This is a genomic window from Pseudomonas psychrophila (assembly GCF_001043005.1).
In the GTDB taxonomy this organism is placed as follows: Bacteria; Pseudomonadota; Gammaproteobacteria; order Pseudomonadales; family Pseudomonadaceae; genus Aquipseudomonas; species Aquipseudomonas psychrophila.
Window position 1 is genome coordinate 121,161 of record NZ_JYKZ01000004.1, and the last position, 13,110, is coordinate 134,270.

The window sequence follows — 13,110 nt, forward strand, 5'->3', positions numbered from 1 at the left end:
CCGCATCACCCCGATCGCAGCCGTCGTTCCTAGGCAGCGACTACAAGACTGGTGCTTGGGTTGGCACACCACTGTGGAAGCGGAATTCAACATCCGGTGATTCGATCAGCTCTTGCTCTGCCGCCCTCACCCGCTCGATCACCTGGGCAATATCCTTGGCATCGCCATACTGATAGGCCAGTTTCAGATAACCCTGAAAATGCCGTGCTTCGCTCTTGAGCAGGCCAAAGTAGAACTTGCCGAGTTCTTCGTCCAAATGCGGGACCAATGCCTCGAAACGCTCGCAACTGCGGGCTTCGATAAACGCCCCAACCACCAGGGTGTCCACCAGTTTGACCGGCTCGTGGTTACGTACCACCTTGCGCAGACCCGAGGCGTAGCGCCCGGCCGACAGCTGACGCAGCTCGATCTTGCGCTTTTTCATCAGGCGCATGACTTGCTCGTGATGCACCAACTCTTCCCGGGCCAGACGCGACATCATATTGATCAGGTCAACATGGGAGTGGTACTTGGCAATCAGACTAAGCGCCGTGCTGGCGGCCTTAAATTCACAGTTTTTGTGATCAATCAGCAAGGTTTCCTGATCGGCCAATGCCGCTGCGATCCAGCCGTCAGGCGTGCGGCAGCCCAGGAACTCATGAATTTCAGGAAGAATCACGCGCACGCTCCCGACCGTTGGGGATTGCACAGAAGACCGGCAGTGTTTTGAAAAATCGCTGACATGAGGCTCACAAAGACTGAATTGAGGCGAGCCGGCGATTATACGGGCCACGGAGCGCAGCACCAACGGCGCAACTTGATATGCATCAACACAGGGGCAACCGCTGAGCAACTATAGTGATTACACGCCGCTTTTATAACTTGTGGAGTTACCGGTCATGCACAGCATTAACAGCCTGTTGGTCGTCATCGAGCCCCATCTGATGGAAAGTCTCGCACTCAAGCGCGCCAAACACATCGCCAGCCACACGAAAGCGCATTTACATCTATTGATCTGCGATAAAAAGCATGACCATTCAGCCCTGCTGAGCGTGCTTGAAAGCAGCCTCAAAAGCGAAGCCTACAGCGTCACCAGCGAGCAGAACTGGCATGAGAGCCAGCACGCAACCATCATCAAGGTGCAGCAAGCCCACAACTGCGGGCTTGTGATCAAGCAGCACGTACCCGATAACCCGCTGAAAAAAGTACTGCTCACACCCGAAGACTGGAAACTGCTGCGCTATTGCCCCAGCCCGGTACTGCTGGCCAAAACCACAGCGTCGTGGGAGCACGGGGTAATACTGGCCGCCGTCGACGTGGGCAACAACGACCCTGAGCATATGGCCCTGCACTCAAGCATCGTTGACCATGGTTTTCGCATCGCAAGCATGGCCCATGCACAATTTCATGTCGTCAGCGCTCACCCTGCCCCCATGCTGGCAGCTGTAGACGCAGCCTACCCACTGGACAACCAGCTGCAAGAAACCTACCGGGCCGAGTGTCAGGTGTTTCAGCAACAGTGTGAAATAGACGACAGCCGCCTGCATATAGAAGAAGGCCCGGCAGACGTGATCATCCCACGGGTGGCCAAGGCCTTGGGCGCAGTAGTGACCGTCATGGGTACCGTGGCGCGTACCGGGTTCTCGGGAGCATTGATTGGCAACACGGCCGAGGTGGTGATCGACAAGCTGGAAAGCGACATTCTGGTGCTCAAGCCCGAGGACATGATCGAGCATCTGGAAGAGCTGGCAAACAAAGGCTGATCGGCTGACGCCTTACTCGCCAAACGCCTCTTTCAGAAACCCCGGGGCGATATAGCGCTGATAATGGGCTTCGGACAGCAGGAAAAATTCCCGATCAATGGCGTCACGCAACTCTGGCAGCGCCCAACCGCGAAACTCCGGCAGCAGCACCATGCCATAGAGCTCCAGCTGATTGATCACCCGAGCCCCGCGGGCAATCAGCTGATACGCCCAGCAATATTCGGATTGGTTGGGCACAAAGCGGATCTTGCGCGCCACCAGTTGGTCGCGCAGCGTAGCCCGATCGAATACTTCGACCTTGCCGGCCATTACCTGCACCAAAAGCTGCTCAAGCCGACGCCACACGGCGCGCTTTTCTTCCTCGTTGTAACCGTTCCAATTGATCACTTCGTGGTGGAAACGCTTGCAACCACGGCACACGAGATCGCCGTAAACCGTTGAGCACAGGCCTATGCAGGGGGTCTTGATGGTTTGATTGGACATGGCGAAATAGAGCACTGCAGAACGAAACAGGGGCCCATGTTAGCCCTTTGTCTAACGCAGATCACCCCTCAACCTTCAGGGGCTAACTTACCTTTAACAAGTTTTTCCCGTAGAATCGGCCTGCCTTTTAAGGCGCCAATGTCCGTTAGAAGCTGTTTTCAAAGCGTCACGAGCACAGTTGATCCCGAAGAACGGTGTTGGTGAGGGGTATTTGCACTGCAGATACCCGCACCAACATTCATCATCTCCCCCGTTCGGAAGGCGTAAAACTTTGAAAACAGCTTCTGTTGGGAATCCTTGCAACTCTGGCTAAGCGGCTCAAAAAGCCCCCATGCGCATGAGTGCTCGGCATTCCTGGATGAGCGTCCCGGACACCCATTTGGGACCAATGATGAGGGTAATAACTGTGCTTGAAGCCTACCGCAAACATATCGAAGAGCGCGCAGCACTGGGTATCGTTCCCCAGCCGCTTAACGCCGAACAAACTGCAGGCCTGGTTGAGCTGCTGAAGAACCCGCCTGCCGGCGAAGAAGAATTCCTCGTTGACCTGATCACCAACCGCATTCCGCCGGGTGTTGACGAAGCGGCCTATGTAAAAGCCGGCTTCCTGTCCGCCATCGCCAAAGGTGAAGCGACTTCCCCACTGATCAGCAAAAAGCGCGCTGTAGAACTGCTTGGCACCATGCAAGGCGGCTACAACATCGTGACGCTGGTCGAGATGCTGGATGACGCAGAGCTGGCACCGGTTGCCGCCGAGCAACTCAAGCACACCCTGTTGATGTTTGACGCCTTCCACGACGTCGCTGAAAAAGCCAAGAACGGTAATCCCCACGCTAAAGCCGTGGTGCAATCCTGGGCTGACGGCGAGTGGTTCAAGAACCGCCCTGTACTGGCTGACAAAATCAGCCTGCGCGTGTTCAAGGTAACCGGCGAAACCAACACCGATGACCTGTCGCCTGCACCGGACGCCTGGTCGCGCCCTGACATCCCGCTGCACGCCCTGGCCATGCTGAAAATGGCTCGCGACGGCATCGTACCGGACGTTCAAGGCTCCATCGGTCCGATGAAGCAAATCGAAGAAATGCGCAACGCGGGCTTCCCTATTGCCTACGTCGGCGACGTGGTCGGTACCGGTTCGTCGCGTAAATCGGCCACCAACTCCGTACTGTGGTTCTTCGGCGACGACGTTCCTTACGTACCGAACAAGCGTGCCGGTGGTTTCTGCTTCGGCAGCAAAATCGCTCCAATCTTCTACAACACCATGGAAGATGCTGGCGCACTGCCAATCGAGTTCGATGTTTCCAACATCAACATGGGCGACGTGATCGACCTGTACCCGCACGCAGGCAAAGTCTGCAAGCACGGTACCGACGAAGTCATCACCACCTTCGAAATGAAGACCCCGGTTCTGTTGGACGAAGTCCGTGCTGGCGGCCGTATCCCCCTGATCATTGGCCGTGGCCTGACCGAGAAGGCTCGCGCCGAACTGGGCCTGGCTCCATCCGATCTGTTCAAGAAGCCTGAAGCTCCTATTGAAAGCACCAAGGGTTTCACCCTGGCGCAAAAAATGGTCGGCAAGGCTTGCGGCGTGACTGGCGTTCGTCCAGGCACTTACTGCGAACCGAAGATGACCACCGTAGGTTCTCAGGACACCACCGGTCCCATGACCCGTGACGAACTGAAAGACCTGGCGTGCCTGGGCTTCTCCGCTGATCTGGTAATGCAGTCCTTCTGCCATACCGCTGCTTATCCAAAGCCGATCGACGTGACCACCCACCACACCCTGCCAGACTTCATCATGACCCGCGGCGGCGTTTCCCTGCGTCCGGGCGACGGCATCATCCACAGCTGGCTGAACCGTATGCTGCTGCCGGATACCGTCGGCACCGGCGGCGACTCCCACACCCGCTTCCCGATGGGCATTTCGTTCCCGGCCGGTTCCGGTCTGGTAGCGTTCGCCGCAGCCACTGGTGTAATGCCACTGGACATGCCGGAATCGATTCTGGTTCGTTTCAAAGGCGAAATGCAGCCGGGCATCACCCTGCGTGACCTGGTACACGCCATTCCTTACGTCGCAATCCAGAAAGGCCTGCTGACCGTAGAGAAGAAAGGCAAGATCAACGAATTCTCGGGTCGTATCCTGGAAATCGAAGGTCTGGACAACCTGAGCATCGAGCAAGCATTCGAACTGTCCGACGCTTCGGCAGAGCGTTCGGCTGCTGGCTGCACCATCAAGCTGTCCAAAGAGTCCATTACCGAATACCTGAACTCCAACATCACCCTGCTGCGCTGGATGATCGGTGAAGGTTACGGCGATGCTCGTACCCTTGAGCGTCGCGCTCAAGCGATGGAAGCCTGGGTAGCCAACCCTGAGCTGATGGAAGCCGATGCTGACGCCGAATACGCTGAGATCATCGAAATCGATCTGGCTGACATCAAGGAGCCTGTGCTCTGCGCGCCAAACGACCCTGATGACGCCCGCCTGCTGTCCACCGTTGCCGGTGAGAAGATCGACGAAGTGTTCATCGGTTCGTGCATGACCAACATCGGCCACTTCCGCGCTGCGGGCAAGTTGCTGGACAAGGTCAAAGGCCAGCTGCCAACTCGTCTGTGGCTGTCGCCTCCGACCAAAATGGACGCGCACCAACTGACCGAAGAAGGCTACTACGGCATCTACGGCAAAGCTGGCGCACGCATGGAAATGCCGGGCTGCTCGTTGTGCATGGGTAACCAGGCACGCGTAGAACCGAACTCGACGGTTGTGTCGACTTCGACTCGTAACTTCCCGAACCGTCTGGGTGATGGCGCGAACGTTTACCTGGCTTCGGCTGAGTTGGCGTCGGTAGCCTCGATCCTGGGTCGCCTGCCTTCCGTTGAGGAATACATGGCCTACGCGGCTGAGATCAACACCATGGCAGCGGACGTATACCGCTACCTGAGCTTTGATCAGATCGCCGAATTCCGTGAAGCGGCTGCAAACGCCAATATCCCGGTTATTCAAGCGTAAGTTGATGCAGTAACGAAAAAGCCCCGGCTCTCACAAGAGCCGGGGCTTTTTCATGTTCGCGATTCGGTTATTTATAGAAGTGGAGCCACCACTTGCTGCTCTCTCGGCCAGGCATCAAGTACGGCCTTGAACAGCGTCGCCAGCGGGATTGCAAAAAACACCCCCCAGAAACCCCACAACCCGCCAAACAACAGCACGGCACAAATGATTGCCACCGGGTGCAGGCTCACAGCCTCAGAGAACAGCAGCGGTACCAGCACGTTACCGTCCAGGGTCTGGATGATCCCGTAGACCGCCATCAGGTAGATAAACTGGTCGCTCCAGCCCCACTGGAACAACGCGATCAACAGCACCGGTACCGTCACCACCACGGCTCCCACATAGGGCACCACCACCGAAATCCCCACTAGCAGCGCCAGCAAAGCCGAGTAGTTAAGATCCATGGCGACAAATGCGATGTAAGTCACGCCGCCGCAAATAATGATCTCGATGACTTTGCCGCGAATGTAGTTGGCGATCTGGCGGTTCATTTCCTCGGCCACACGGGTAATCAATGCCCGTTCACGGGGCAGGTAACCGCGCACCCAACGCCCAATCAGCGCCCGGTCCTTGAGAAAGAAAAACACCAGAATCGGTACCAGCACCAGATAAATCATGATGTTGACCAACAACGGCAAACTGGACAGCGAAAAGGTCAACGCCAGTTGCCCGAACTTGCCGATTTCACCCCGCGCCACTTCAATGGCTTGCAGCACTTGCTCATCCGACACCAGGTGCGGGTAACGCTCTGGCAACAGCAACAACAGCGACTGCCATTTTGCGAGCATGCCCGGCAGCTCATTGAACAGCGTGATCAGTTGATGCCACAGCAATGGCACCACCACCACAAGAAATACCAGCAACAACCCCATGAACAGTGCAAACACCAGCCCGACCGCTGCGGCGGCCGGCACTCGCAGGCGCTCCAGAGCAACCACCAGGCCCTGCATCAGATACGCCAGCACCATGCCCGCCAACACGGGCGCCAACATGCCGCCCAATGTCAGCACAGCGGTAAATGCCAGCACCAACAAAACCGCCAGTACCACCGCTTCTTCATCAGAGAAATAGCGCTGCACCCAACCGCGTAAAACCTTGAACATCGATATTCCTTAGAAAAAAGTGCAGTGCTTCTGTGGGAGCGAGCCTGCTCGCGAAGATCTTGATACTTATTGCGATTCTTTCACGAGCAGATTCGCTCCCACAGTGAGGTCAAGCAAGACTCAAGCCTTGCGTAACCAGTAGCGATAAGTGCCCGCATTGTCTTCTTCATGCAGCAACTCATGCCCTGCCAAGCGTGCGAAGGTACGAAAGTCACGTTGTGAACCCGCATCCGTGGCGATCACCTTGAGGACCTGACCACTGCTCATCTTGTTCAACGCCATCTTGGCCTTGAGCAGTGGCAACGGACAGTTAAGGCCCGCTGCATCCAGTTCGGTATCGTGGGCCAACGCATCAGTCATTACGTACATCTCCAGAGATGGCATTTTTATGCCGGCTAGAATACCCCAAGCAGACCCGCCACTGGTCGCCAGCCGAGTGTCCAGCTACAGTAAGCGCTTTACCGACTAGAGCTCTGTGAATGACTTTTCTGCGCCCTACCCTGTTGACGCTCGCTTGCCTGCTCGCCTCGCCGAGCTTCGCCGACGATTTACCGTCCCTGGGTGACGCCAGTTCGTCCATCGTCTCTCCACAACAAGAGTACCAACTGGGCCGCGCCTGGTTGAGCATGCTGCGCAGCCAGGTGTCGCAACTCAACGACCCGCAGCTTAAGGATTACGTCGAAACCAGCGTCTACAAACTGGTCGAAACCAGCCAGGTACAGGACCGCCGACTGGAATTCATCCTGATCAACAGCCCGCAACTCAACGCCTTCGCCGCTCCCGGCGGTATCATCGGGGTCAACGGCGGCCTGTTCCTCAACGCCCAGACCGAGGGCGAATACGCTTCGGTAATGGCTCACGAACTGGCTCACTTGTCCCAACGCCACTTCGCTCGTGGCGTAGAGGCGCAGCAGCGCATGCAACTGCCGATGATGGCTGCACTGCTCGCAGGAATCATCGTTGCGGCTTCTGGCGCGGGCGACGCCGGCATTGCTGCTATCGCAGGGACACAGGCCGCAGCCATGCAAGAACAGCGGCGCTTTTCGCGACAGAATGAGCAGGAGGCTGACCGGATCGGCATTCTCAACCTGGAGAAAGCAGGCTATGACCCGCGCTCCATGCCCACCATGTTCGAGCGCCTGATGCGCCAATATCGCTTTGACGGTCGGCCACCCGAGTTTTTGCTGACTCACCCGGTCACTGAATCGCGTATTGCCGACACCCGCAACCGCGCCGAACAGGCCCGAGTGGGCGGCACCGAAGACAGCTTGCGCTATCAACTGATCCGCGCCCGAGTGCAGCTCAACTACGAAGAAACCCCTGGCCTGGCTGCCAAGCGCTTTCGCCAGCAGTTGGATGAGAACCCGAAAAACGACGTAGCCCGTTATGGTCTGGCGATTGCCTACATGAAAGGCAGCCAGTTCAACGAAGCCCGCGACACGCTCAAGCCGTTACTGGAAAAGTCGCCGAACGACATCACCTACAACCTGGCGCAAATCGAGCTGGACATGGACAGCAATCGCCTGGCCGAAGCCCAACAGCGAATCGACAGAATGCGCACCCTGTATCCGGGCAACTACCCGCTCAATCAGGCGCGAGTCGACCTGCTGCTCAAGCAAAACAAACCCAAAGAAGCCGACAAAGCGCTTGAGGCCCTGCTCAAGAGTCGTCCCGACGACCCGGATGTCTGGTACTCGGTTGCAGAGACCCGAGGCTTGTCTGGCAACATCATCGGCCTGCATCAAGCCCGTGCGGAGTACTTTGCGCTGGTGGGTGACTACCGTCAGGCCATCCAGCAACTGGACTTTGCCCAGAAGCTCACCAACAACTTCCAGCTGTCAGCACGACTGGATGCCCGCAAGCGGGAATTGATGGATCAGGAGCGGGCGCTCAAAGAGATGATGAACTGACCCCAAGAGCAAAATCCCGCAGGGAGAGGGAGCTGATTGTCGGTGATATCCAGTCAGTGTGCGGTCAGTCCCCTAACCCTCTGGGAGAGGGTTAGGGGGAGGGTGAGGGCCCAAACAACAACTCGATCTATCAGGCATTCCCCGCCAGCTTCAAACGCGCAGCCTGGGTGAAATCCAGCATGCGTTTGAGCGGGCGAATGGCGTGGGGCACCAGTGCCGGGTCGACGAAAATTTCGTTGGTCCCCTTTTGTAAACACTCCAGCGTACGCTCCAGAGTGTTCATGGCCATCCACGGGCAATGGGCGCAGCTACGGCACGCCGCACCGTTACCCGCTGTCGGCGCCTCGATAAAGACCTTGTCCGGGCACAGCTGCTGCATTTTGTAGAAAATGCCGCGGTCTGTGGCCACGATAAAGGTCTTGTTCGGGAGGTTTTGCGCCGCGGCGATCAGTTGACTGGTGGAACCCACCGCGTCAGCCAAATCGATCACCGACTCCGGCGACTCAGGGTGAACCAGAATCGCCGCGTCCGGATACAACGCCTTCATGTCTTCAAGCTGCTTGGACTTGAACTCTTCGTGCACGATGCAGGCACCGTCCCACAACAGCATGTCGGCACCGGTCTGGCGCTGGATGTAACGGCCCAGATGCTTGTCCGGCCCCCAGATAATGGTTTCGCCGTTATCCATCAGGCTTTCGACGATTTCCAGCGCGCAGCTTGAGGTCACCACCCAGTCAGCCCGGGCCTTGACCGCCGCCGAGGTGTTGGCATACACCACCACCGTGCGCTCGGGGTGCTTGTCGCAAAACGCCGAGAACTCTTCAACCGGGCAGCCCAGATCAAGAGAACAGGTGGCCTCCAACGTCGGCATGAGCACGCGTTTTTCAGGGGTCAGGATTTTCGCCGTCTCGCCCATAAAGCGCACACCGGCCACCAGAATGGTTTTGGCCGGGTGGGCCGCGCCAAAGCGGGCCATCTCAAGGGAGTCGGACACACAGCCACCGGTTTCTTCGGCCAGGGCCTGAATCACCGGATCACAGTAGAAATGCGCCACCAGCACCGCGTCACGGGCTTTAAGCTCAGCCGCGATCTGCGCACGCAGGCTGAGGGATTGTGCCTCAGTCAACGGTTTTGGCTGCTTGGCATCAAGGTGGGCTTGAACCAGAAGTCGTTCAGAAATTTGCGTCATGTTCGCAAGACCTGCAAGCGCGTTGCGCGAAAGTCGAGTGTACCACCAGCTCCGGACCGTCAAGTCCCGCTGGGAGAATGTGTGTATCAGGCACGGACAAGCACTGAAGCGCGACAAGGCTACAGAATATCCTTGGGATTCAAAAGTTTAATGTTGCTCTTGCGACGGCGGGCGGGTGATCGGCAGTTTATTGGGGGAAAGGGGCGCTGCGTGCGCCCCTCACTTAGATCTTCCCGAAGACCTTGAACACACTAATGATCGCCGGACCGATGGCCACCAGGAAAAAACTTGGCCACAGACAAAAGATCAGTGGAAACACCAGTTTGGTACCGACTTTGGCCGCTTTCTCCTCGGCCATTTGCGTACGCCGGTCGCGAAACTCTTCGGCATAAATCCGCAAGGTGGTCCCCACACTGGTACCAAAGCGAATGCTCTGCGCCAGCAAACTCACCAGTCCGCGTATGTCTTCCAGCCCGGTACGCTCGGCCAGGTGCTTGAGGGCCTCGGTACTGGGAACACCCGCACGCACCTCGGCGTTCACCAACGCAAGCTCCAGGGCCAGATCAGGCTGGCTGACCGCCATTTCCTCGGCGACCCGCTCGATAGCCTGGGGCAAGGCGAGCCCTGATTCCACGCACACCACCATCAGGTCCAGGGCATCTGGAAAGGCAATCAGCAGACGCGACATCCTCGCCTCCTTGCGGGCGCCGACATAGACCGCCGGGGCCAGCCACCCCACACCCAGCACCACCACTAACAACCCGACCCCCAACAGCAGCGACAGGTTGGGAATAAACGGCAGCGCCATAAGCGTAATCCCCACCAGCAACAGTGGCAGTAACAGTCGGATCGCCCAGTACACCTGCACCGCCGACGGCGATCGGTAACCGGCATGGGTCAGCAAACTCCGGGTGGCCGAAGATTGACCCGGCTCACCGCTGTTAAAACGCTGACCGACCTGTTCCAGCATCATCTGCAGGTTGCTCGGCGGTGCCCGCAGGTCGACGCCGTGACCACGCTTGATCAACATCAGTCGACGCTGCACAGGGCTTTGCAACCCCTTGACCAGTATCGCCAGGGTGGCCACCACCAGCACCACACTCAGACCGATCAGCGCGGCAAACAACAACCGGGTCAGTTGCTCATCACCCACCGCCCGATTGATCAGACCCAATAAATAGTTCATGCCCATACCCTCCGGGTTACCCCGTGTTCAAACCTGAATCCGGATGATTTTGCGAATCCAGAAAATACCGATCAGCATGGCCACAAAAGCCCCCATGATCAGCTTCTGCCCCAAGGGCTCCTTGAACAGCAAAGGCATGTAAGTCGGGCTTGAAATCAAGATGGCCACCGCCAGTACAAAGGGCATCGACACCAGGATCCAGCCGGACATCCGCCCCTCGGCCGAAAGGGTCTTGACCTTGCGATGAAAGCGAAAGCGTCCGCGGATCAGGCTACTCAAACGGGTCAGCACTTCAGTCAGGTTGCCACCGGTTTCGCGGTGGATCAGCACCGTGGTCACCAGCATCATCACCGTCATACTGGGCACACGTTCCAGCAGGCCCAGCATGGCCCGACGCACATCATTGCCATAGTTGATATCGGCAAAAGCCAGACCAAACTCGTAAGCCACCGGCCCGTGATGTTCATCAGCAACCAGTTGCAGGGTTTCGTTGAACGGATGGCCGGCACGCAGGGCGCGGCACATGGCATCCAGGGCATCGGGCAAACCCTCCTCAAACTGGGCGAAGCGCTGGGTGCGATCGTGGGAAATCTTCCACACAGGCAACCAGAAACTGACAAGTGCAGCCGGTACCGCCACCCACCACAGTTGCAGGAACGACCACAGCACAAGCCCCACCGCTGTCGCCAGCACCAGCCCCAGCAACAGGACCCGATAAGCCCGATACTCATGACCGGCCTGCTCGATCATCTGGGCCAGGGTTTCCATCATCGGCAACTGCTCCAGGCGAGCCTCGAGCGGCGGCAGGCGACGCAGGTATTTCTGGCGCAGTATCGACTGCATGTTGGGCAAGTTATTGGCCCGCTCCAGCAAGTTAAGACGGCCACGAATGCGCTTGCGCACCTGGTTGGCCTCACCGAACACCGGAATCGTCAGCCCCTGACTGAGCAGGAACATGGCAGAGAACACCATGCCCAGAAACGCCAGGATAAATTCACCAGGAATCTGGTTCATCGCTACCCCTCCATCCATTCCGGCCGGAACAGGCTGAGCGGCAGCTCAATACCCCGTTTGGCCAGCACATCACGAAATGCCGGCACCATACCGGTTGAGCGAAACTCGCCCAGAACCTCCCCTTTCTCACCCATGCCATTGCGCACAAAAGCGAAGATCTCGGTCATGGTGATGACATCACCTTCCATGCCATTGATCTCCTGGACGCTGACCAAACGCCGCGTACCGTCCTCCTGACGCTCCAACTGGATAACCACGCCGATGGCCGAGGCAATTTGCTGACGCATGGCCTTGATCGGAAACGTAGCTCCGCTCATGGACACCATATTCTCGATCCGCCCCAATGCATCGCGGGCAGTGTTGGCGTGAATGGTGGTCAATGAACCATCGTGACCCGTGTTCATTGCCGTCAACATATCCAGCGCCTCGGCGCCACGCACTTCACCGATCACGATGCGATCCGGGCGCATCCGCAGACTGTTGCGCACCAGTTCACGCTGGCCCACCTCGCCACGGCCCTCGATATTGGCCGGGCGGGTTTCCAGGCGCACCACGTGAGGTTGCTGCAATTGCAGTTCGGCGGAGTCTTCGATGGTGACGATCCGCTCGTTGTGCGGGATAAAGCTGGACAGCACATTGAGCATGGTGGTCTTGCCGCTGCCCGTACCGCCGGAGATCAGCACATTGAGCCGCCCGCGCACGATTGCCTTGAGCATCAGGGCGATCGCCGGCGTAAGGGTGCCCATCCGCACCAGGCTTTGGGTATTGAGCAAATCCACGGCAAAGCGACGGATCGACATGCTCGGCCCGTCGATGGCCAGCGGCGGGATGATCGCGTTGACCCGCGAGCCGTCCTTGAGCCGTGCGTCCACCAGCGGCGAGGACTCATCGATGCGGCGTCCCAGACTGGACACGATCCGGTCGATGATATTGAGCAAATGCTGATCATCGCGAAAGCGCACATCGGTTCTCTGCAACTTGCCAAAGCGCTCCACGTACACCGAGTTGAATCCATTGACCAGAATGTCGGACACGCTGTTGTCACCCAGCAACGGCTCAAGCGGCCCGAGCCCCAGTACCTCGTCGGTGATCTGCTTGATAATCAACTGGCGGCTGCTGGCACTGACCGGCGCCGAGTACTCGTCCAGCAGACGCAGGCTGATTTCGCGGATCTGGCGTCCGGCGTCGGCCAGCTCCAGAGTATCGAGCAAGGACAGGTCCATGACCTTGAGCAACTGCTGATAGATCTTCTCCCGCCACTCGGCCTCCATGGAGCTGAGCTTGGTTCGGGTTTCATAGACGACATCCGGCGCACTGGCTTCCCACGCCATCATGACACTGGAGCAATCGGCACCCTCGATGGGGATTACCAGGGCATCTGCCGGAGCCGGTTGGCCGGCTTGCTGACGCAGGCGGTTACGAAAGTCGCTGAGCATG

General features: G+C 58.0%; 11 protein-coding genes. 3 read left to right on the top strand and 8 right to left on the bottom strand.

Features of this window, described 5'->3' with window-relative positions; genetic code table 11:
- Positions 1–40: 40 nt before the first annotated feature.
- Positions 41–658 carry a MiaE family protein gene (locus TU76_RS11900; RefSeq protein WP_048351712.1) on the bottom strand — a complete coding sequence of 206 codons (618 nt, stop codon included), beginning with the start codon at positions 656–658 and terminating at the stop codon, positions 41–43.
- Positions 659–878: 220 nt separating this feature from the next.
- Between TU76_RS11900 and TU76_RS11905 the strand changes: the two genes are divergently transcribed.
- On the top strand, positions 879–1,742 hold the full coding sequence (locus TU76_RS11905) for a universal stress protein (RefSeq protein WP_019823179.1): 864 nt from the start codon (positions 879–881) through the stop codon (positions 1,740–1,742).
- Positions 1,743–1,754: 12 nt separating this feature from the next.
- Here the strand turns inward: TU76_RS11905 and TU76_RS11910 are convergent, their stop codons facing one another.
- Positions 1,755–2,225: a DUF1289 domain-containing protein gene (locus TU76_RS11910; protein ID WP_019823181.1), complete on the bottom strand. Its 471-nt coding sequence runs from the start codon at positions 2,223–2,225 to the stop codon at positions 1,755–1,757.
- A gap of 406 nt (positions 2,226–2,631) precedes the next feature.
- Between TU76_RS11910 and acnB the strand changes: the two genes are divergently transcribed.
- Positions 2,632–5,232: a bifunctional aconitate hydratase 2/2-methylisocitrate dehydratase gene (acnB, locus tag TU76_RS11915; RefSeq protein WP_019823182.1), complete on the top strand. Its 2,601-nt coding sequence runs from the start codon at positions 2,632–2,634 to the stop codon at positions 5,230–5,232.
- Positions 5,233–5,303: 71 nt separating this feature from the next.
- Here the strand turns inward: acnB and TU76_RS11920 are convergent, their stop codons facing one another.
- Together TU76_RS11920 and TU76_RS11925 are read right to left on the bottom strand one after the other, a co-directional pair.
- Entirely contained in the window at positions 5,304–6,374 is a 1,071-nt protein-coding gene (locus TU76_RS11920) for an AI-2E family transporter (protein WP_019823184.1), read from the bottom strand.
- Positions 6,375–6,494: 120 nt separating this feature from the next.
- Entirely contained in the window at positions 6,495–6,734 is a 240-nt protein-coding gene (locus TU76_RS11925) for a sulfurtransferase TusA family protein (RefSeq protein WP_019823186.1), read from the bottom strand.
- A gap of 119 nt (positions 6,735–6,853) precedes the next feature.
- On the opposite strand from TU76_RS11925, the gene TU76_RS11930 reads away from it, so the two are divergent.
- Positions 6,854–8,284 (top strand): M48 family metalloprotease, encoded by a 1,431-nt coding sequence (locus TU76_RS11930; RefSeq protein WP_019823188.1) that lies wholly within the window; start codon positions 6,854–6,856, stop codon positions 8,282–8,284.
- Positions 8,285–8,414: 130 nt separating this feature from the next.
- Here the strand turns inward: TU76_RS11930 and nadA are convergent, their stop codons facing one another.
- The 4 genes from nadA to TU76_RS11950 form a co-directional block, all read right to left on the bottom strand.
- Positions 8,415–9,473, bottom strand: coding sequence for a quinolinate synthase NadA (gene nadA, locus TU76_RS11935; RefSeq protein ID WP_048351713.1), 1,059 nt, complete (start codon positions 9,471–9,473; stop codon positions 8,415–8,417).
- A gap of 223 nt (positions 9,474–9,696) precedes the next feature.
- Complete coding sequence (locus tag TU76_RS11940; RefSeq protein WP_048351714.1) at positions 9,697–10,659, bottom strand: type II secretion system F family protein; 963 nt, start codon at positions 10,657–10,659, stop codon at positions 9,697–9,699.
- Positions 10,660–10,686: 27 nt separating this feature from the next.
- Complete coding sequence (locus tag TU76_RS11945; RefSeq protein ID WP_046809714.1) at positions 10,687–11,673, bottom strand: type II secretion system F family protein; 987 nt, start codon at positions 11,671–11,673, stop codon at positions 10,687–10,689.
- Positions 11,674–11,675: 2 nt separating this feature from the next.
- Positions 11,676–13,109: a TadA family conjugal transfer-associated ATPase gene (locus TU76_RS11950; protein WP_048351715.1), complete on the bottom strand. Its 1,434-nt coding sequence runs from the start codon at positions 13,107–13,109 to the stop codon at positions 11,676–11,678.
- Position 13,110: the final 1 nt, after the last annotated feature.